General features: G+C 69.7%; 19 protein-coding genes. 14 read left to right on the forward strand and 5 right to left on the reverse strand.

Going from position 1 to position 20252, the window contains the following annotated elements:
• The first annotated feature begins 34 nt into the window (after nucleotides 1–34).
• From SFB74_RS32575 to SFB74_RS32585, 3 genes are all read left to right on the forward strand, one after another.
• Complete coding sequence (locus SFB74_RS32575) at nucleotides 35–2998, forward strand: DNA topoisomerase III (RefSeq protein ID WP_432728511.1); 2964 nt, start codon at nucleotides 35–37, stop codon at nucleotides 2996–2998.
• A 3-nt stretch (nucleotides 2999–3001) separates the two neighbouring features.
• On the forward strand, nucleotides 3002–3985 hold the full coding sequence (locus SFB74_RS32580; RefSeq protein ID WP_432728512.1) for a Bug family tripartite tricarboxylate transporter substrate binding protein: 984 nt from the start codon (nucleotides 3002–3004) through the stop codon (nucleotides 3983–3985).
• 114 nt (nucleotides 3986–4099) lie between these two features.
• On the forward strand, nucleotides 4100–4297 hold the full coding sequence (locus tag SFB74_RS32585; RefSeq protein WP_093300216.1) for a hypothetical protein: 198 nt from the start codon (nucleotides 4100–4102) through the stop codon (nucleotides 4295–4297).
• On the opposite strand, the gene SFB74_RS32590 is transcribed toward SFB74_RS32585, so the two are convergent.
• The gene (locus SFB74_RS32590; protein WP_432728513.1) at nucleotides 4298–4924 is read right to left on the reverse strand and encodes a TetR/AcrR family transcriptional regulator; all 627 of its coding nucleotides are present in this window, start codon (nucleotides 4922–4924) and stop codon (nucleotides 4298–4300) included.
• Between the two features lie 75 nt (nucleotides 4925–4999).
• Here SFB74_RS32590 and SFB74_RS32595 point away from each other — a divergent pair, with 75 nt between their 5' ends.
• Genes SFB74_RS32595 through SFB74_RS32605 form a run of 3 tightly spaced genes read left to right on the forward strand, consistent with a single transcriptional unit; the run spans nucleotide 5000 to nucleotide 8119 of the window.
• Nucleotides 5000–5836 carry a thioesterase family protein gene (locus SFB74_RS32595; protein WP_432728514.1) on the forward strand — a complete coding sequence of 279 codons (837 nt, stop codon included), beginning with the start codon at nucleotides 5000–5002 and terminating at the stop codon, nucleotides 5834–5836.
• A gap of 23 nt (nucleotides 5837–5859) precedes the next feature.
• Nucleotides 5860–7500 (forward strand): acyl-CoA dehydrogenase family protein, encoded by a 1641-nt coding sequence (locus tag SFB74_RS32600; protein WP_432728515.1) that lies wholly within the window; start codon nucleotides 5860–5862, stop codon nucleotides 7498–7500.
• 34 nt (nucleotides 7501–7534) lie between these two features.
• Entirely contained in the window at nucleotides 7535–8119 is a 585-nt protein-coding gene (locus SFB74_RS32605) for a hypothetical protein (RefSeq protein ID WP_432728516.1), read from the forward strand.
• Between the two features lie 18 nt (nucleotides 8120–8137).
• On the opposite strand, the gene SFB74_RS32610 is transcribed toward SFB74_RS32605, so the two are convergent.
• Nucleotides 8138–9025, reverse strand: coding sequence for a gamma-glutamyl-gamma-aminobutyrate hydrolase family protein (locus SFB74_RS32610; protein ID WP_432728517.1), 888 nt, complete (start codon nucleotides 9023–9025; stop codon nucleotides 8138–8140).
• A 140-nt stretch (nucleotides 9026–9165) separates the two neighbouring features.
• Between SFB74_RS32610 and SFB74_RS32615 the strand changes: the two genes are divergently transcribed.
• Nucleotides 9166–10221 carry a sugar phosphate isomerase/epimerase family protein gene (locus SFB74_RS32615; RefSeq protein ID WP_432728518.1) on the forward strand — a complete coding sequence of 352 codons (1056 nt, stop codon included), beginning with the start codon at nucleotides 9166–9168 and terminating at the stop codon, nucleotides 10219–10221.
• 6 nt (nucleotides 10222–10227) lie between these two features.
• Here the strand turns inward: SFB74_RS32615 and SFB74_RS32620 are convergent, their stop codons facing one another.
• On the reverse strand, nucleotides 10228–11526 hold the full coding sequence (locus SFB74_RS32620) for an aspartate aminotransferase family protein (RefSeq protein ID WP_432728519.1): 1299 nt from the start codon (nucleotides 11524–11526) through the stop codon (nucleotides 10228–10230).
• 120 nt (nucleotides 11527–11646) lie between these two features.
• On the opposite strand from SFB74_RS32620, the gene SFB74_RS32625 reads away from it, so the two are divergent.
• Nucleotides 11647–12129, forward strand: a complete 483-nt coding sequence (locus tag SFB74_RS32625) for an Lrp/AsnC family transcriptional regulator (RefSeq protein ID WP_432728520.1) — start codon at nucleotides 11647–11649, stop codon at nucleotides 12127–12129.
• A 3-nt stretch (nucleotides 12130–12132) separates the two neighbouring features.
• On the opposite strand, the gene SFB74_RS32630 is transcribed toward SFB74_RS32625, so the two are convergent.
• A complete protein-coding gene (locus tag SFB74_RS32630) occupies nucleotides 12133–13593 on the reverse strand; it encodes a PLP-dependent aminotransferase family protein (RefSeq protein ID WP_432728521.1) in 1461 nt (486 codons plus the stop codon).
• Between the two features lie 87 nt (nucleotides 13594–13680).
• Here SFB74_RS32630 and SFB74_RS32635 point away from each other — a divergent pair, with 87 nt between their 5' ends.
• From SFB74_RS32635 to dbpA, 3 genes are all read left to right on the forward strand, one after another.
• Complete coding sequence (locus tag SFB74_RS32635) at nucleotides 13681–14937, forward strand: MFS transporter (RefSeq protein WP_432728522.1); 1257 nt, start codon at nucleotides 13681–13683, stop codon at nucleotides 14935–14937.
• 358 nt (nucleotides 14938–15295) lie between these two features.
• Nucleotides 15296–15583 (forward strand): translation initiation factor IF-1, encoded by a 288-nt coding sequence (gene infA / locus SFB74_RS32640; protein ID WP_093195906.1) that lies wholly within the window; start codon nucleotides 15296–15298, stop codon nucleotides 15581–15583.
• An 84-nt stretch (nucleotides 15584–15667) separates the two neighbouring features.
• Nucleotides 15668–17086, forward strand: a complete 1419-nt coding sequence (gene dbpA / locus SFB74_RS32645) for an ATP-dependent RNA helicase DbpA (RefSeq protein ID WP_432728523.1) — start codon at nucleotides 15668–15670, stop codon at nucleotides 17084–17086.
• Here the strand turns inward: dbpA and SFB74_RS32650 are convergent.
• Complete coding sequence (locus SFB74_RS32650; protein ID WP_432728524.1) at nucleotides 17061–18497, reverse strand: MATE family efflux transporter; 1437 nt, start codon at nucleotides 18495–18497, stop codon at nucleotides 17061–17063. The two genes, dbpA and SFB74_RS32650, sit on opposite strands and share 26 nt — an antisense overlap.
• A 59-nt stretch (nucleotides 18498–18556) precedes the next feature.
• Here SFB74_RS32650 and SFB74_RS32655 point away from each other — a divergent pair, with 59 nt between their 5' ends.
• The 3 genes from SFB74_RS32655 to SFB74_RS32665 all read left to right on the forward strand — a co-directional run bounded on the left by SFB74_RS32655 (nucleotide 18557) and on the right by SFB74_RS32665 (nucleotide 20221).
• Entirely contained in the window at nucleotides 18557–18727 is a 171-nt protein-coding gene (locus SFB74_RS32655) for a hypothetical protein (RefSeq protein WP_164546861.1), read from the forward strand.
• 109 nt (nucleotides 18728–18836) lie between these two features.
• Entirely contained in the window at nucleotides 18837–19166 is a 330-nt protein-coding gene (locus SFB74_RS32660) for a hypothetical protein (protein ID WP_432728525.1), read from the forward strand.
• A 20-nt stretch (nucleotides 19167–19186) separates the two neighbouring features.
• Nucleotides 19187–20221, forward strand: a complete 1035-nt coding sequence (locus tag SFB74_RS32665) for a MerR family transcriptional regulator (protein ID WP_432728526.1) — start codon at nucleotides 19187–19189, stop codon at nucleotides 20219–20221.
• Nucleotides 20222–20252: the final 31 nt, after the last annotated feature.

Raw genomic sequence — 20252 nt, forward strand, 5'->3', positions numbered from 1 at the left:
ACGCGGGAAGCCGCAGAGTATAGAGAGCCCTTAGATGACAAAGACGTTGGTAATCGCAGAAAAGCCGTCGGTGGCGCAGGACATCGTCCGCGCCCTCACGCCGGTCGCAGGGAAATTCGACAAACATGACGAGCATTTCGAGAACGACAGCTATGTCGTGACCAGCGCTGTCGGTCACCTGGTCGAGATCCAGGCGCCCGAGGAATTCGACGTCAAGCGCGGCAAGTGGAGCTTCGCCAACCTGCCGGTGATCCCGCCGCACTTCGACCTCAAGCCCGTCGACAAGACCAAGACCCGCCTGAACGCGGTGGTCAAGCAGGCCAAGCGCAAGGACGTGACGCAGCTCATCAACGCATGCGACGCGGGACGCGAGGGCGAGCTGATCTTCCGCCTCATCGAACAGTACGCGGGCGGCAAGTCGGGCCTGAACAAGCCGGTCAAGCGGCTGTGGCTGCAGTCGATGACGCCGCAGGCCATTCGTGACGGCTTCGACGCGCTGCGCACCGAAAAGCAGATGCAGGGCCTGGCCGACGCCGCGCGCTCGCGCTCGGAAGCCGACTGGCTGGTGGGCATCAACGGCACGCGCGCCATGACGGCGTTCAATTCGCGCGACGGCGGCTTCTTCCTCACGACCGTGGGCCGCGTGCAGACGCCGACGCTCTCGGTGGTGGTGGAGCGCGAGGAACAGATCCGCAAGTTCGTCTCGCGCGATTACTGGGAAATCCACGGCACCTTCGCGGCCGAAGCCGGCGAGTACCCGGGCAAGTGGTTCAACCCCGACTGGAAGAAAGCCAACGCGCCGCTGCTTGCCAACGGCGAGCCCGACCCCGAACAGCGCGCCGACCGCGTGTGGAACGAGCAGGAAGCCCGCGCCATCGCCGACGCCTCGCGCGGCAAGCCCGCCACCGTCACGGAAGAGAGCAAGCCCACCACGCAGGCATCGCCGCTGCTGTTCGACCTGACCTCGCTGCAGCGCGAGGCCAACAGCCGCTTCGGCTTCAGCGCCAAGACCACGCTCGCGCTGGCGCAGAGCCTGTACGAGCGCCACAAGGCACTGACCTACCCGCGTACCGATTCGCGCGCGCTGCCGGAAGACTACCTGCCGGTGGTCAAGCAGACCATGGGCATGCTCGCCAACAGCGGCATGAAGCACCTGGCGCCTTTCGCCCAGCAGGCGGTGGACGGCAACTACGTCAAGCCCAACAAGCGCATCTTCGACAACGCCAAGGTGTCGGACCACTTCGCCATCATCCCGACGCTGCAGGCACCGAGCGGCCTGAGCGAAGCAGAGCAGAAGCTCTACGACTTCGTGGTGCGCCGCTTCATGTCGGTGTTCTTCCCGAGCGCCGAATACCAGGTGACCACGCGCATCAGCACGGTGGAGCAGGGCGGCAAGAAGTATCCCTTCCGCACCGACGGCAAGGTGCTGGTGAAGCCCGGCTGGCTCGCCATCTACGGCAAGGAAGCCCAGGACGACGAGAAGGAAGACGACAAGGACGGCAAGCGCCTCGTGCCGGTGAAGCCGGGCGAGATCGTGAAGGCCGAGTCGGTCGACACCAAGGGCCTGAAGACGCGTCCGCCGGCACGCTATTCGGAAGCCACGCTGCTCGGCGCCATGGAAGGCGCTGGCAAGACCATCGACGACGACGAGCTGCGCGAGGCCATGCAGGAGAAGGGCCTGGGCACGCCAGCCACGCGCGCGGCCACCATCGAAGGCCTGATCACCGAGAAGTACATGCTGCGCGAAGGCCGCGAGCTGATCCCCACGGCCAAGGCCTTCCAGCTCATGACGCTGCTGCGCGGCCTGGGCGTGGAGGAACTCTCCAAGGCCGAGCTCACCGGCGAGTGGGAATACAAGCTCGCGCAGATGGAGAAGGGTGCGCTCAGCCGCGACGCCTTCATGCGCGAGATCGCCGAGATGACGCAGCACATCGTCAAGAAGGCCAAGGAATACGACCGCGACACCGTGCCGGGCGACTACGCCACGCTGCGCACGCCGTGCCCCAACTGCGGCGGCATCGTGCGCGAGAACTACCGCCGCTATGCCTGCACCGGCAAGAGCGGCACGGGCGAGGACGCCTGCGGCTTCTCGTTCGGCAAGTCGCCGGCCGGGCGCACCTTCGAGGTGGCCGAGGCCGAGGCGCTGCTGCACGACAAGCACATCGGCCCGCTGGAAGGCTTCCGCTCCAAGGCCGGCTGGCCCTTCACCTCCGAGATCGTCATCAAGTACGACGAGGAAGCGAAGAACTGGAAGCTGGAATTCGACTTCGGCGACGACAAGAACGAGGAAAGCGGCGAGATCGTCGACTTCAGCGAGCAGGACACCGTAGGCCCCTGCCCGGTGTGCGGCGCGCCGGTGTTCGAGCACGGCAGCAACTACGTCTGCGAGAAGTCGGTGCCGACCAATGCGCAGCCCACGCCGAGCTGCACCTTCAAGACCGGCAAGATCATCCTGCAGCAGCCGGTGGAGCGCGCGCAAATGGAAAAGCTGCTGGCCACCGGCAAGACCGACCTGCTCGACAAGTTCGTGAGCATGCGCACGCGCCGCGCCTTCAAGGCCTTCCTGACCTGGAACGCCGAAGAGGGCAAGGTGACCTTCGAGTTCGCGCCGCGCGAGGGCGGCAGCAAGTTCCCGCCGCGCAAGACCTTCGGCAAGGCTGCGCCGGCCGGCAAGACGGCTGCCGCGAAGAAGGTGGCGGCGAAGAAGACGCCCGCGGCCAAGAAGGCCCCGGCCGCGAAGAAGGCCGCCGCGCCGCGCAAGCCGGGCGCGGGCCTGAAGCCCAGCGACGCGCTGGCGGCGGTGATCGGCAACGAGCCGGTCGCGCGCACCGAGGTGGTGAAGAAGCTCTGGGACTACATCAAGGCCAACGGCCTGCAGGACGCCAAGGACAAGCGCTCGATCAACGCCGATGCCAAGCTCAAGCCGGTGTTCGGCAAGGACCAGGTGACGATGTTCGAGCTCGCGGGCATCGTGGGCAAGCACCTCTCGGCGCCCTGAGCCATGCTGCGCAGACACTTCGCAACGAGTGTGGCATTGGCCGTCGCGGTGCTCGGCGGCAGCGGTTTGGCGCACGCCGCCGCGTGGCCCGACAAGCCGGTCAAGCTGGTCGTGCCTTTCCCGCCCGGACAGGCCACCGACATCTTCGCCCGCGCCATCGCCGAGCAGCTCGGCAAGCGGCTGGGCCAGCCGGTGATCGTCGACAACAAGGCCGGCGCCGGCAGCAACATCGGCACCGAGTTCGTGGTGCGCTCCCAACCCGACGGCTACACGCTGGTGGTGGCGGGCAGCGCGATGGCGGTGAACCAGACGCTCTACGCCAAGCCGGGCTTCGATCCGCGCAAGGACCTGGTCGGCATCTCGCTCATCGCCAAGGTGCCGCTGGTGTTCCTGGCCACGCCCGAGAGCGGCATCCGCACGCTGGCCGAACTCACCGCGCGCGCCAAGGCCGAGCCCGGCCGGCTGAGCTACGCGAGCGCCGGCATCGGCGGCACGCAGCATCTGTCGGGCGAGATGTACAAGGCGGCGGCGCATGTCTTCGTCACGCACATTCCGTACCGGGGCAGCGGCCCGGCGCAGTCGGACTTCCTGGGCAACCAGGTGCCGCTGATGATCGACTCGGTGACGGCCGCGCTGCCGCACATCAAGTCGGGCCGGGCGGTGCCACTGGCCGTGACCTCGGCCACGCGCTCCTCGCAGCTGCCCGACGTGCCCACCGTGCGCGAAAGCGGCGTGGCGGGCACCAAGAACTTCGAGGCCGTGGGCTGGCTCGGGCTGATGGCGCCGCGCGGCACGCCGCCCGACATCGTCGAGCGCCTCAACCGCGAGGTGACCGACATCCTGAAGAGCGAGCAGATGGCGCGCTTCATCCGCGAGCGCGGCTCCGAACCCGCACCGACGACCCCGGCCGAGTTCGACCGCTTCGTGGCGAGCGAGATCGGCGTGTGGGGCGCGGCGGTGAATGCCTCGGGCGCCAAGCCCGAATAAGCAGGAGCGGCGGCAGGCGGCGCCAACAACCCTGCCGGCGCCGGGTGTGCTGTTACAGGCCGCTTTACGCGGCCGGCCTATAGTGGCCCGGATCCAACCATCCAGGAGATTCCGTTGAAGTCGTCTTTCATCGCCGCCGCATTCGCGATTGCAATGGGCGTGCTGGCCACGGGTTGCGCCGGCACGGGTTCGGCCGGCAACGGCAATGCCGGCTCCTCCGCCGCCACGCCGACCAGCGGCAGCGGCGTCACGGTGTTCGGCACCATCGACGCCAGCGTCAGCGGCTACAAGAACAGCAGCGGCGCGCGCTGATCAGGCCACGCCCGCCAGGTAACCATGCAACGCGGCACGCAGCTGCCGTGACAGCGCCTGCAGGTCGGGCCGCCCGCCGGTGCCGATATGCAGGTGCGCGAACAGGCCGTAGATGATGGTCTGGCACACGCGGGCAACTTCCTTCTTCTGGCAGTCCGGCGACAGGTCAACAGCCGCGTCGAGCACGCCCACCCATTCGCCCACGAAGCGGTCGTACATCTTGCGGTAGGCCTCGGGCCCCGAAAGGTGCCGCTCCAGCAGGTAGTGCGCGCCCCAGGCCAGGGGCTGCGCGCGGTGCGCCTCCAGCTGCGCGTCGATCACCGCGTCCACTATTTCCGCAAGCGGGCGGCCCGCATGCGCGGCGACGGCCGCGCGCATGTCCAGCAGCAGCGCCTTGGAGCGCAGGTGCAGGACAACGCGCGCCAGATCTTCCTTGTTCTCGAAGTATTCGTAGAAGCTGCCGAGCCCCGTGCCGGCCACCGACACGATCTCGCGGATGGTGATGGCGGCAAAACCCTTCTCGACCAAAAGCCGAACAAAGGCTTCCTGCAGCGCCTGCGAGGTGTGGAGCGCGCGGGACTGGCGCGGCTTTCTCCTCGGGGCTGCAGCGGTGCGGGGGGCAGCCATCAGCGCAGCCGAACCCGAACACCTCGCGGGCGGGTTGTTCCTAGAATTTTTTGACCCATCGAACGGCATTCTGCAATGGCTCACGACGACATCGATCCGGACGGCTCCCACCCCGCCGTCTACACCGCGCAAGGCGACGGCGCATGGCTGCCGAGCGAACTCTCGCGCGGCCCCTGGGACCCGCGCGCGCAGCACGGCGGCGCGCCCTGCGCACTGCTCGCGCATGTGGCCGAGCGGTCCGCGCCCGGCACCGGCTGGCAGCTGGCGCGACTCACCACCGAATTGGTGAAGCCGGTGCCCCTGGCGCCGCTGGCCACGCGCACCCAGGTGCAGGCCTCGCGCTCCACGGTGCGCGTGGGCATCGACCTGCTGGCGGGCGACGTGCTGGTGGCACGGGCGAATGCCCTGCTGCTGGCGGAACAGCCGCTGGCGCTGCCGCCCGATCTGCCCGGCTGGCCGCGGCGGCAACTGCTGCCGTTGCCGCGCGACTGCAAGGAGCCCGTGCGCATCCCGGGGCTGCCCAGGGGCGTGTCTTTCTACGGCACGGCCATGGAGACGCGCGTGGCCGAAGGCGACCCCACCCGGCCCGGCCCGTGCGGCGCGTGGTTCCGCCTCGCTGTGCCGCTGCTGCACGGCACGGCCACGTCGCCCGCAATGCGCGCGGCGGCCGCCGCCGACTTCGGCAACGGCCTGAGCTGGGTGCTGCCAGCCGAGCGCTACCTGTTCACCAACGCCGACATGAGCATGAACCTGTTCCGCGCGCCGCAGGGCGAGTGGATCGGCGTGAGCTCGGTCACCGAGGCCCACGGCGGCGGCGCGGGCCTCGTCGTGTCCCACCTCTACGACGAGAGCGGCCCCATCGGCCTCGCCACCCAGACGCTGGTGCTGCGCGAGCGGCGCCCCGAAGCCTGAGCCTTCAACCGGAAGAAACGACCATGACCACCACCGGCATCCACCCCGACAACCAGGTCCCCGAGCTCAAGGACTACAACGTCTACACCAGCGACCCCGCGCTGCGTGGCGCAGTGGAACGCGGCGGCGCCGCATGGCGCGACGACGAGCTGGCGCGCCAGGGCGCGGAGTACGGCGCCGAGGCCACGCTGCGCGCCGCGGAAGACGCCAACCACCACGAGCCCGAGCTGCACACCCACTCGCGCACCGGCGAGCGCATCGACCAGGTGCGCTTCCACCCGGCCTGGCACACGATGATGACCATCGCCCGGCGCAACGGCATCGCCAACCTGCCGTTCTTCGACGAGCGGCCCTCGGCCTGGGTGGGCTACGGCGCGTCGCTGTACATGCACAGCCAGATCGAGTCGGGCTCGACCTGCCCGACCACCATGACCAAGGCCTGCATCCCGGTCGTGCGCCGCAACGCCGCGCTGTATGCCGCGCTGCGCGACAAGCTCGCGTCGAACGAGCACGATGCGCGCGACATCCCGCTCGAGGGCAAGACCTCGATCACCGTCGGCATGGGCATGACCGAGAAGCAGGGCGGCAGCGACGTGCGCACCAACACCACGCGCGCAGTGCCGGCCGGAAGCGGCCCCTGGGGAGAGGAGTTCCTCGTCACCGGCCACAAGTGGTTCTTCTCGGCGCCGATGTGCGACGGCCACCTGGTGCTGGCCAAGACCGACGAGCACGGCTCCTCGTGCTTCTTCGTGCCGCGCTGGCGGCCCGACGGAAGCAAGAACGCGATCCACATTCAGCGGCTGAAGGACAAGGTCGGCAACCGCTCCAATTCGAGCAGCGAGGTCGAGTTCAAGGACGCCTGGGGCGTGCTCGTGGGCGACGAGGGCCGCGGCATCCCGACCATCATCGAGATGGCGACCGTGACGCGGCTGGACTGCGCGCTGGCCAGCGCCGGCTTCATGCGCCAGGCCTTCGCGCAGGCGCTGCACTACGCGCGCAACCGCCACGTCTTCGGCAAGGCGCTGGCCGACCAGCCGGTGATGACCGCGCTGCTGGCCGACATGGCGCTCGAATCGCAAAGCGCCACGCTGCTGGCGATGGGGCTTGCTTCGCGCTTCGGCTCCGCGGCGCCGCTGGACACGGCCAGGCGCCGGCTGCTCACGCCCGCCGCGAAGTTCTGGAACTGCAAGCGCGCGGTGGCGCTCACCGGCGAGGCGATGGAAGTGTTCGGCGGCAACGGCTACGTGGAAGAGGGCCCGATGGGCCGGCTCTTCCGCGAGGCGCCCGTCAACTCGATCTGGGAAGGCTCGGGCAACGTGATGTGCCTGGACGTGCTGCGCGCCGTCTCGCGCAACCCCGACGACGCGCACCTCGTGCTCGACCACCTGCAGGAAATCGCCACCGGCGAGCCCCGCGTGCTCGACGCGCTGCAGGCCGTGCGCCGGATGACGCAGCTGCCGCCGCAGGAGCTGGAGCAGCAGGCCCGCCGCTTCACCCAGCGGCTGGTGCTGGCCGCCCAGGCGTGCCTGATGCTCGAGCACGCGAGCGCGGAGGAGTCGGCCGCGTTCCTTTCGAGCCGCTTCGATCCCGACTGGGGGCCTGTGACGGGCATCAGCGCCGGCACTGCGGATCCGGCGGCGCTGCTGCGTGCTGCCTGGCGCTGACCAGACGCCCGTCCAGCCGTCGAGAATCGCGCGCATGACCATTGCGGCGCAACCCGGAGTGCTGGACCGGGCGTATTTCAATCTCGTTGTCGTTCGCGCTCCCTTGATCGAGGTGGCGCGCGCCTTCGACGGCCATCCCCCGATGAAGGTGAAGGTGGCGGCCGCGCCATTCGTCTTTCCATCCCAGTCGTACAGCGGGGAAGGCTCCACCATGCTGCTCTGGGTGCCGGAAGCCGCCCCGCATCTCACGGCCTTCATGCCGCACGCCGCGTCGAGCGACTACTTCTTCCGCTCGTACTGCACCCGCTTCCTGTTCGACGTCGCCGAGACGCGAAGCACCTCGCAGCAGGCGGAAGACCCGATCAACTCGTTCGAGGTCGATGCGGACGGCAAGCCGAGGCGCACGGTGCGCGCAATGAAGGACGATCGCTGGGACTTCTTCCAGGAAGGCAGCCCGCTCGGGTTCGAACGGACCGAGCGCTATGCATCGAGGCTGGTCAGGGACCGCCTGACGCGAGGGCTTGTGCTCGACTACCTGGAAGCCTGGGGCGCGCCCGTTCGCGACGAGGCTTTCTGGAGAACGAGCATGCCGGCGGCCACCTTCGTGAGCCGGACCTAGCCTGCGGGCTTCTCTTCTTCAGCGCCGCAGCAGCGCCTGCCGCAGCACCCGCGCGGCGCGGTCGCGGATCTTGCCGGGGCCGGAGCGCGGCGTGGTCTTGGGCGCGACCTTGGCGGTGGCGCAGGCCCACAGGAAGTCGTGCAGGATCGGCGTGTCGTCCACGGTCTCGGTGCTGCCGTACTTGTGGAACTCCGGGTGCCACTGGGTCGCGCTGATGTAGCTGCGACCCTTCTCGGGGCGGCGGCGGATGGCCTCGGGCACGCGGTCGGGCATGCTCCAGGCCTCGACCTCGAAGCCCGGCGCGAGACCCTTGATGCCCTGGTGGTGGATGCTGTTGACGCGCGCGGTGCGCACCTCGGGGTAGAGCTTCGACAGCCGCGTGCCCTCCACGATCTCGATGTCGTGGAAGTTCTGGTCGTAGGTCACCGGGTCGCGGTGCTTCAGCGTCTGGGGGTGGCCGTGCTGCTCCTCGATGTCCTGGTAGAGCGTGCCGCCGAAGGCCACGTTGATGAGCTGCAGCCCCCGGCACACGCCGAAGATGGGCTTGCCGGCCTGCTCGAAGGCTTCGACCAGCGCCAGGTCGTAGAGATCGCGGATGCGGTCGCCGATCCAGGCGTCCTTCAGCGGCACCTCGCCGTAGCTTCCGGGCCAGACGTCGGCCCCACCGTGCATCACCACGCCGTCGAGCCATTCGGCGTAGTGCGACAGCTTGGTGTCGCCGCGCGCGGTCTCGCCGGTGGGGCAGGGCACCATCACGACCATCGCGCCGGCGGACATGAGCCAGTGCGCGATCGACTGCTCGACGTACTGCAGCGTCTTGTTGGTGAAGAGCGAGCGGGCCGGGTCGGCGTGCGAGAAGCAGGCGGACAGGCCGATCTTGAGCCTGGCGGAAACAGGTTGTGTCATCGCTGGACTGTCGTCGGAGGAAACCGGACGGGTGATGCGGAAAGGAAAGTCCATTTTGGCTCGTTGGCCTCTCGCACGGGGTCGGACGACACGCCAAGTATGCTTTCAACGCTGCCCCAACGTACAAGGAAGACAAGCCGATGAAAACCATCAAGGGCCCAGCCATATTCCTGGCCCAGTTCGCGGGAGACACCGCCCCCTTCAACACCCTCGACGGCATTGCCGGCTGGGCCGCCGGCCTGGGCTACAAGGGCGTGCAGATTCCCAGCTGGGACGCCCGCCTGTTCGACCTGAAGAAGGCCGCCGAAAGCAGGACCTACTGCGACGAGATGAAGGGCACGCTGGCAAGCCACGGCCTGCAGATCACGGAGCTATCGACCCACCTGCAGGGCCAGCTGGTGGCGGTGCACCCGGCCTACGACGCGGGCTTCGACGGCTTCGCGGCACCCGAGGTGCGTGGCGACCCGGTGCGGCGGCAGCAGTGGGCCGTCGAGCAACTGCACCTTGCGGCGAAGGCCTCGGCCAATCTCGGGCTCACGGCGCACGCGACCTTCTCGGGCGCGCTGGCCTGGCCCTATCTGTACTCGTGGCCGCCGCGCCCACCCGGCCTGATCGAGGAAGCCTTCGACGAGCTCGCGCGCCGCTGGCGGCCCATCCTGGACGCCTTCGACGCCGCGGGCGTGGACGTGGGCTACGAGATCCACCCCGGCGAAGACCTGCACGACGGCGTGAGCTACGAGATGTTCCTGGAGCGCGTGAACAACCACCCGCGCGCCTGCCTGCTGTACGACCCGAGCCACTTCATGCTGCAGCAGCTCGACTACCTGGCCTACATCGACCATTACCACGAGCGCATCAAGATCTTCCACGTGAAGGACGCCGAGTTCAACCCGACCGGCAAGCAGGGCGTGTACGGCGGCTTCCAGAGCTGGATCAACCGGGCAGGGCGCTTCCGCTCGCTGGGCGACGGCCAGGTGGACTTCAAGGCCATCTTCTCGAAGATGGCGCAGTACGACTTCCCGGGCTGGGCGGTGCTGGAGTGGGAGTGCTGCATCAAGCACCCGGAAGACGGCGCGCGCGAGGGCGCGAAGTTCATCGCTGACCACATCATCCGCGTGGCCGACCGCGCCTTCGACGACTTCGCGGCGGGCGGCGTGGACGTGGCAGCCAACAAGCGGATGCTGGGGATCGGCTAGAGGCAGCTAGGCCGTCGAGCGGATCGCGTCATCGAGCATCTCGAGCCCACGGTCGAGTTCGGCCTCCGTCACGTTCAGCGGCGGCGCGATGCGCCACACCGCCGCCATGCCGCCGACGGACACGATGTTCATGCTCAGGCCGCGCTCCATGCAGGCGTCGGTGATGGCCCGGCCGCGCTCGGCGTCGGGCTCGCGGGTCTCGCGGTCCTTCACGAGTTCGACCCCCTGCAGCAGGCCGTGGCCGCGCACGTCGCCGATCACCTCGTGCCGGGCCTTCAGCGTCTCGAGGCCCGCGCGCAGCCGCTTGCCCATCTCGGCGGCGCGGCAGGCTAGGTCTTCCTCCTCCAGCACGTCGAGCACGGCCAGCGCGACTTCGGCCGGCAGCGGGTCGGACACGTGCGAGGTGACGTGCACGAAGCCCTTGTCGTGGCAGTCCTGCTCGATGGCCTCGCTGGTGATGGCCGCGCCGATGGCAACGCCGCCGCCCAGCGTCTTCGACACGGTGAGGATGTCGGGCACCACATCGGCCTGTTCGAAGGCGAAGTTGGCGCCCATGCGGCCGAAGGCGGTCTGCGCCTCGTCGAGGATCAGCAGCATGCCGCGCTCGCGGCACTTCTCCTTGAGCTTCGGAAAGTAGCCCGAGGGCGGCACGATCACGCCGCCCGAGCTGAGCACCGGCTCGGCGATGAAGGCCGCGAGCGAACCGCTGGATTGCGCGTCGACCATGTCGAAGCCCACGTCCAGGCAGGTGGTATCGCAGGCGTCGCGGCAGTGCCGCACCGGGCAGCGGTAGCAGTTGGGCGCCGGAATCGACATCGTGCCGGGCTTGCGCGGCCCGTAGTCCACATGGTGTCGGCCGGCGAAGGTGAGCGAGGCGATGCCGCCGGTCACGCCGTGCCAGCCGCCGTTCAGGCCCACGATCTCGTAGCGGCCGGTGGTCACGCGCGCCATGCGCACAGCCGCCTCGTTGGCCTCGCCGCCGGTCGAGAGGAAGATCGATTTCGACAGCGACGGCGGCAGCATCGACGCCAGCCGCCCGGCCAGCGCCGGCACGGCCGGCCCGACGAAGCCGCTGTAGAGGTGCAGCGCGCCCTCGCAGGCCTTCTGGATGGCGGCGACGATGCGCGGATGGTTGTGGCCGATGGTGGCGCACATCTGGCCCGAGGTGAAGTCGAGGATCTCGCGGCCGTGCTGGTCCCACAGCGTGGCGCCGCGGGCCTTGACGATCACGTGCGGGCTGAGCCCCATGCCGTAGCGCACGAGGTGCCTGCTCGCCGCGGGATCGTAGGTTGCGCCTTCTGCCATCGGATGCTCCTTGTCGTGGGGAATGCGGCCAGCGTAGCCAGCGGCCGGAGAATCCGGTGTCGTTGTGCGGGCCCCAAAACGAATCCGATTGCCCGGGCGTTGCGCCACACTGGCGGCACCATGAAAAGCGGCACCCTCGATCTCGATCGCATCGACCAGTGCATCCTCGCCGAGCTGCAGGCCGACGCGGGCCTGCAGAACCAGACGCTGGCCGAGCGCGTGAACCTCTCGCCCTCGGCGTGCCTCAAGCGCGTGCAGCGGCTGCGGCGCGCGGGCGTGATCCGCGAGGAAGTGGCGATCCTCGACGCCGCGCGCGTGGGCTTTCCGGTGCTGGTGATCTCGCGGGTCGCGCTGCGCAGCACCACGCGCGAGGCGATCCAGGCCTTCGAGCGCAAGGTGCATGCGCTGCCGCAAGTGCTGCAGTGCCACTGCGTGGCGGGCGACACCGACTTCGTGCTCGTGATCTGCGCGCGCTCGCTGCCCGAATACCAGGCCTTTGCGCAGGAGCAGCTGGGCGACGCGCTGGAGCTGGAGAACTATTCGAGCGACGTGGTGCTGTCGACCACCAAGTTCACCACGCAGCTGCCGCTGGACAGGACCTGAGCGCTACAGCAGCGCGGCCAGCCGGCGTATCGCGCCGTCGATCTGCGATTCGCCGATCAGTCCGTAGCCGAAAGCCAGGCCGTTGGGCGTGCCGGGCGCGTGCGGATCGAGTGCGAAGCGCGACAGCGGCGGCAGCGTGATGCCGGCCGCCGCGGCACGCTCGACCACCGTATCTGCGCGCGTGCCGCCATGCAGCCAGGCCGACAGGTGCAGGCCCGCGCTGGAAGGAATCACTTCCAGCCGCCCCGCGCCGTGGCTCGCCAGCGCCTCGAGCAGGGCGGTGCGCCGCGCGGCGTAGAGCTTGCGCATCTTGCGGATGTGGCGCGCCAGGTGCCCCTCGGCGATGAAGGCGGCGAGCGCCTCCTGCCCGAGCACCGGGCCGTGCCAGTCGGCCAGCTCGCGCGATCGCACCAGCGCCGCGCGCGCCCAGGGCGGCGCCACCACGAAGCCCAGGCGCAGGGCGGGGAAGAGGCTCTTCGAGAAGGTGCCGACGTAGAAGACCGACTCGGCGCGGTCCAGCGTCTGCAGCGCGTCGAGGGGGCGGCCGGCGAAGCGGAATTCGCTGTCGTAGTCGTCCTCGACGACGACGGCGTTGCGCTCGCGCGCGAAGGCCAGCAGCGCGGCGCGGCGCGGCGGCGACATCGCGACGCCGGTCGGGAACTGGTGCGAGGGCGTGACGCACACCACGCGCGCCTCGGGCGGGATGCGCTCCACGCACAGGCCCTCGGCATCGGTGGGCACCGTCACCACCCTCGCGCCCGCCGCCAGCATGGCTTCGCGCAGCGAGGGATAGAAGAGCTGCTCGACCGCGACCACGGTGCGCCCCGGCACCACGAGGATGCGCGCGAGCAGCCCGAAGGCCTGCTGCGCGCCGGCAGTGACCACGATGTCGTCGGCGGTGCAGCCGACCGCGCGGGTGAACGACACATGCCCGGCGATCGCCTCGCGCAGCGCGGCCTGGCCCTGCGGGTCGGCGTAGTCGGCCGTCTGCCGCGCGATGCGGCGCAGGGCGCGGTCGCTCAGGCGGCGCCAGATGTCGAAGGGAAAGAGGCTCACGTCGGGCAGGCCGACACGGAAGTCGTCGCGCGCGGGCTGCGGCTGCAGCGTGGGGGCGAGGTCGGCGCCCGGCACGCTCGCCGGCACCAGCCGGGAGTCGCGCCCGACGGCCAGGGCCTTCTTCGGGGCGGTGCGCCGCCGGGACACGGGCAGCGTGTCGGCCACGTAGGTGCCGGCTCCGGGGCGCGCGAGCAGGTAGCCCTCGCCCAGCAGCAGGTCGTAGGCGGCCAGCGTGGTGTTGCGCGACACGCCCAGCCGCTGCGCCAGCGCGCGCGTGGCGGGCAGGCGGGAGCCGGGCTGCAGGCGGCCGTCGAGGATGGCGCCGCGCAGCTGGCGGTGCAGCTCGCGCAGCAGGTCGCGCGAGCCGGCGGGCGGCAGGCGGATGGCGAGTTCGAAAAGCGGCTCCATGAACTTCGCCGATTGTGGTTCTTTTGAAGAGCCAATTGCAAACCTATTCTGGAGGCACTGAACACACTTTCCACGGAGTCATTCGTCATGAACAACACGGCTCTTTCCTCCTCCCCCTCGTCCTCGCCGCAACCGGCCGAACGCCTGCCGCTGAGCCTGGGCTGGCTGGCGCTGGGCGCCTTCGCCATCGGCACCGAGAGCTTCATGATCGCGGGGCTGCTGCCGGTGCTGGCGGCCGACCTGCATGTCAGCGCCGCGCGCGCCGGGCAGCTGGTGCTGCTGTTCGCGCTGAGCTATGCCATCGGCTCGCCGGTGATGGCGGCACTGCTGGCGCGCTTCGGGCGCCGGCGGCTGCTGGTCGCGAGCCTCGCGACCTTTTCGGGACTGACGCTGGCTGCGTCAATGGCGCATGGCTTCCTGCAGCTGGCGCTGGCGCGCGTTGCGCTGGGGCTGGTGGCCGGCGTGTTCCTGCCGACGGCGAGCGCGGTGGCGGCCGTGATGGTGTCGCCCGCGCTGCGCGGCCGGGCGCTGGCCATCGTGACCGGCGGCGGCACGGTGGCGGTGGCGCTCGGCGTGCCGCTGGGCGCGTGGATCGCGGGCTGGGGCGGCTGGCGCACGGCCTACCTGCTGATCGCCGCGGTGGCGGCGCTCGCCACCTGGGGCCTCGCGCTGGGGCTGCCGCGCGAACTGGCGCAGGCGCCTGTCGTCGAAAAGCGGGCACCGGCCTTTGCCGTTGCGCGCGAACCGGGCGTGCTGCCGGGGCTGCTGGTCAGCCTGCTTTGGGCCACGGGCGGCTTCAGCTTCTACACCTACATCGCGCTGTTCCTGTCGCACACGCTGGGCTTCGGCGCCGAAGGCACGGGCGCGGTGTTCTTCGCCATCGGCGTGGCGGCGGCCATCGGCACCGCAACCGGCGGCTGGGCCACCGATCGCTTCGGCGCCGACCGCATGGCGCAGGGCTTTGCACTGATGCTGGTGCTGATCCTGGGCGGGCTGTCGTTCTCGGCGCAGATGCTGCCGCGCGGGCTGGCGCTGCCGGCGATCGTAGGGCTGTCGGCGCTGTGGGGTTTCGCGGGCTGGGGTTTCGGGCCGGCGCAGGCGGTGCGGCTGATCCGGCTGGCGCCGGAACGCGCGCCGATGACGCTGTCGCTCAACGCCTCGGCGATCTACCTTGGCATCGCGGCGGGTTCGGGGCTGGGCGGGGTGGCGATCGACCTGTTCGGCGTCGGCACGGTGGGCTGGGTGGGCGCGGCATGCCAGTTCGCCGGCCTGATGTTGCTGCTGCGCGCCGCACGCCGGGCGCGCGCGGCCTGCGCAGCGTCGACGAAGCTATGTTTTCGATAGCAAAAAGTGCTTGCACCAAGGCCCTTCGGGGCCTTTTTCCTTTGGGCGTTGTTTTAAGACAAGCAACTGTCATGCCCTGCAAGCTATAATGTCGGGTTCGTTTCGATACCACGACGAAGAATTTCGTCAATCCCGCCTGCAAGCTGCGCTGCTTTCCGGATTCTCCGGCCTCCCGCTCGGCAAGCCGGCATTCACAGTGTGTTGGAGTGCCAGACCGGCGCCCATGATGGCCACCACTGCCGTCGTTCCTGTTGAAGCGAATCGCGCGTCCGTCTCGCGCTCCCGTACGCGGGCTGAAACAATCACACCAATTCAATCTCCAACACACATCGAACGAACGATTCAGAGGTAAGCACAGATGCCCAAGGAAGAACTGATCGAAATGAACGGCGCGGTGACCGAAGTCCTGCCGGACTCGCGCTACCGCGTCACGCTGGACAACGGCCATCAGCTGATCGCCTACAGCGGCGGCAAGATGCGCAAGCACCACATCCGCATCCTGGCCGGCGACAAGGTGTCGCTCGAGCTCTCGCCCTACGACCTGACCAAGGGCCGCATCACCTTCCGTCACCTGGAACGCCGCGGCCCGCCGCCGACGAACTCCGGCTCCGGCGGCTCCGGCAACAACAACGCACCCCGCCGCTGATACCCGACCGACCGAAGGCCTTGCGACGCCCGCCATGGGTGCCGCAAGGCCTTTGTCATTCGTGCGTCTCCCGGCCTTCGAACCATGACCACCCCTGATTCCACGGCCGGCAACAACGGCTTCGCCTCGCTGGCGCTTTCGCCCCAGATGCTGGCCAACCTCACGCAGCTCGGCTACACGCAGATGACGCCGATCCAGGCGGCCGCGCTGCCGCCGGCGCTGCTCGGCAAGGACCTGATCGCGCAGGCCAAGACCGGCAGCGGCAAGACCGCCGCCTTCGCTCTCGCGCTGCTCTCCAACCTGAACCCCCGCCGTTTCGCCGTGCAGGCAATGGTGCTGTGCCCCACGCGCGAGCTGGCCGACCAGGTCACGACCGAGATCCGCCGCCTGGCGCGCGCCGAGGAGAACATCAAGGTGGTCACGCTCTGCGGCGGCGTCGCGCTGCGCGGGCAGGTGGCCAGCCTGGAGCATGGCGCGCACATCGTGGTGGGCACGCCGGGGCGCATCATGGACCACCTCGAGCGCGAGAACCTGAATGTGGAAGCGCTCAACACGCTGGTGCTCGACGAAGCCGACCGCATGCTCGACATGGGCTTCTTCGACGACATCGTGAAGGTGGCGCGCCAGTGCCCGAAGGAGCGCCAGACGCTGCTGTTCTCGGCGACGTACCCGGAGGGCATCGCGAAGCTCGCGCAGCAGTTCATGAAGTCTCCCGAGCAGATCACGGTGCAGGCGCAGCACGAGGGCAGCAAGATCCGCCAGCGCTGGTACCAGGTGGCCGACAACGAGCGGCTGCACGCCGTGAGCCTGCTGCTCGACCACTTCCGCCCCGTGAGCACGCTGGCCTTCTGCAACACCAAGCAGCAGTGCCGCGACCTCGTCGACGTGCTGCGCGGCCAGGGCTTCAGCGCGCTGGCCCTCTTCGGCGAGCTGGAGCAGCGCGAGCGCGACCAGGTGCTGGTGCAGTTCGCCAACCGCAGCTGCTCGGTGCTGGTGGCCACCGACGTGGCGGCGCGCGGGCTCGACATCGCGCAGCTCGAAGCCGTGATCAACGTCGACGTGACGCCCGATGCCGAAGTGCACATCCACCGCGTCGGCCGCACCGGCCGCGTGGGGCAGCAGGGCGCATCGGAAGGCTTGGCGCTGAACCTGGCCAGCATGGACGAGATGGGCAGCGTCGGAAAGATCGAGCAGCTGCAGGGCCGCGAATCCGAATGGCACGAGCTGGCCGAACTCACGCCGGGCAAGGGCGCGCCGCTTCAGCCGCCCATGGCCACGCTTCAGATCGTGGGCGGGCGCAAGGAAAAGATCCGCGCCGGCGACGTGCTGGGTGCGCTGACGGGCGAATGCGGCTATGCCAAGGAGCAGGTCGGCAAGATCAACGTCAACGAGTTCTCGACCTACGTGGCGGTGGACCGCGCGATCGCGGCGGAGGCCGTGCGCAAGCTGTCGGCCGGCCGCGTGAAGGGCAAGTCGGTCAAGGTGCGGCTGCTGGAGCAGTAGCCGCCTGCGGCGAGGTCGGCGCCACCGGCGCATCGAGCGCCGGAGCCGCGCCTGCCGGCACCTCCTGCCGCGCCAGTTTCGCGGCCAGCCGGAACGCCACGATCACCGCCAGCAGTCCGAAGATCGACGAGCCCACGGCCTGCCCGATCAGCACGCCGGCCGCGCCATGGTGCGAGCCCCACCAGGCGAACGGAATCGTGCCCAGCGTGGCGCGCCCCCAGTTGAAGCCCGTCGACAGCAGCGGATGCCCGAGGTTGTTGAACGAGGCGTTCGCCACGAACAGCCCGCCCGCGAAGAAGAAGCTCGCGGCCAGCCAGCTGCAGAAGAGCGAGATCAGCTGCGCCGCCTGCCCGTCGGCCGAGAACGCGCGAATGATGACGCCCTGCCCGAGCGCCAGCACCAGCCACGCCACGGCCACCGAGGCCACCATGAAGAGCAGGCTGTCGCGCAGCCCCTCCTGCACGCGGCGGAACTGCCCCGCGCCCAGGTTCTGCGCGAGGATCGGCCCGACCGCGCCGCTGAGCGCGTAGACCAGCCCGAAGGCAACGGGCGTCAGCCGGTCGATGGTGGCCGCGCCCGCCACCGCCGAGGGCCCGAACTGCGCGACCGAGTGCGTGACGAAGGCGGCGCCCACGGGCGTCGCGAGGTTCGTCAGCACCGCCGGCCCGGCCACCGAACCCAGCGCGCGCGCATCGCCGCCCAGCCGCGCCGGCTCGAAGCGCCCGAGCATGTGGTGCCGCACGATCACGCCATGCAGGCCGATGGCCGCGAGCACCATGCGCGAGACCACCGCGCTGATGGCCGCGCCGTCGAGCCCCAGGCCGAAGCCGAAGATCAGGATCGGGTCGAGCACCGCCGTCACGAAGGCGCCTGCCAGCGTGACCGTCATCGAGCGGCGCGCGTCGCCCACCGAACGCAGCAGCGCCGAGGTCGCCATGCCGATGCCCAGCAGCGGCAGTGTGTGCACCGTCACCGAGAGGTAGCGATGCGCGAGCCGCGCCGTCTCGCCCTGGGCCCCGAGCGCGTGCAGCGCGGGGTGCAGGAAGAACGCGGTGCCCGTGCCCGCCACCACCGACAGCGCCACCATCAGAACGAGGCTCGAGGTGCCGATGCGGCGCGCGTCGTCCGTGCGGCCCGCGCCCACCGTGCGCGAAACCACCGCCGCGATGCCGATGGTCAGCCCGATGCACAGCGACGCATGGAAGAAGCCCACCACGCCCGCGAAGCCGACTGCCGCGGCGATCTCCTTTTCGCCGAGCAGCGAGATGTAGAAGAGGTTGATGAGGTCGACCGCGAACACCGCGATCAGCCCGATGGCCCCCGTGCCGGCCATCACGCAGACGTGGCGCATCAGCGAGCCCGAAACGAAGCGCGCGCGCCCGACACCACCCGCCGTTGCGGTTATTGGCATATGAAATTCCCGATGTGGCCTAATTGCAGGTTCGAACATCACTTTTACCCGAGCTTTTCATGCCCAAGACATTCCGTACCGAAGCCGAACGCGTTGCCACCCCGAAGCCAACGCCGCTGCCCGGCTACACCGTGCCGCGCTCCGGTGGCGGCCAGAAGGTCAGCCTCGAACGTGGCACCGCAACGCGCAGCAAGAAGAACCCCGGCAAGCGCGCCAAGAAGGGCGGCTGATCCGGCCTCCGGCCTGCCGGCTCCCCGAAGGAGCCACGACGAACGCGCCCCCGGGCGCGTTTTGTCATTGGGGCGGGCCGCCGCCCCGAGACCTCCCTCCAGACCCGCGATGTCCGACGACAACCAGATCCTCATCCCGCCCTCGTTCTTCGCGGTCTACACCGACGCGCGCCAGCGCCTGAGCGAGCCCATCGGCGTGGTGCGCGAGCGCTACGAGATCTGCGAAGACCTCGCCAGCCACCTCGTGGGCCATGCGCAGATCCAGCACCACACCGAGGTGCCGGTCGAAAGCGAGATCCTGCGGCGCATCCACGCCGGGCTGGCCGTGCCCGAATCGGGCGTGTCGCCGGCAGAGGCCACCTGGGTCGTGCGGCGGCTGGCGGAGCTGCTGGGCTGGGAAGATCCCCAGCTGCCCGAGCCGGCGCCCGGCGCGGACTGAGCGCCGGCAGGAGCGACGCCGTGCTGCTCAAGGTCGGAGAACTCGCCAGGCACACCGGCCTCACGGTGCGCACGCTGCACCACTACGACGCCATCGGCCTGCTGGCGCCCTCCGCGCGCTCCGAGGCCGGCTACCGGCTCTACGACGCGTCCGACGTCGCCCGCCTGCACGCCATCCAGGCGCTGCGGCTGCTGGGCCTGCCGCTGGCCGAGATAGGCACCCTGCTGGACGCTGAGGGCGGCTCGATGCCCGCCATCATCGCGCGGCAGATCGAGTCGCTCGACCAGCAGATCGCGCAGGCCACCGCCTTGCGCGAGCGGCTCGGCCTGCTGCAGCAGCGCCTGGACGAAGGCGTCCAGCCCGACATGAAGGACTGGCTGGACACGCTCGAGAAGATGACCACCTACGGGCGCTACTTCAGCCCCGCGGAGATCAGGTCGTTCATGGCCAACTGGAAGACCGTGGCCGACCGGTGGCCGCCGCTGGTGGCCGAGGTGGCCGCGCTGATGTCGCGCGGCGTGCCGGCCAGCGCCCCCGAGGTGCAGCCGCTGGCCGCCCGCTGGATGATGCTGATGGGCCAGTGGATGGACGGCAGCTTCGACCTCATCACGCGCTGGGGCGAGATGTACCGGCGCGAACCCGTGGCGCGCAGTGACGACGGGCCTCCCGCCGAACTGGTGGAGTACATCGGCGAAGCCATCGGCATACGCATGGCCGCGCTGCTGCGCCACCTGACCACCGACGATCTCGCGCAGCTGAGCCGCCCGCCCGAAGACGAATGGCGGCGCCTGGCGGGCGAACTCGCCGTGCTGAAGGCGCGCGGCGTCCCGCCCGGCGACGAGCCGGTGCTGGCCATCGCGCGCGAATGGGCGCGCCTGTTCGACGCCTTCACCGGCCACGACCCCGGCCTGGCAGCCCGCCTGATGCAGGCGATGAACGCGGAGCCGGTGCTGCAGGCCGCCGCGGTGACCACGCCCGAAGTGCGCGACTACCTGCTGCGGGCCATGGCCGTGCTGCAGCAGAAAAATACGCCGCCGCCCGCCGCCGGCGCTTGACCCTGACGTTGCGTGAGGCCCGACAGTGGCC

This window comes from Variovorax xiamenensis (assembly GCF_050916385.1).
Lineage (GTDB): Bacteria > Pseudomonadota > Gammaproteobacteria > Burkholderiales > Burkholderiaceae_C > Variovorax.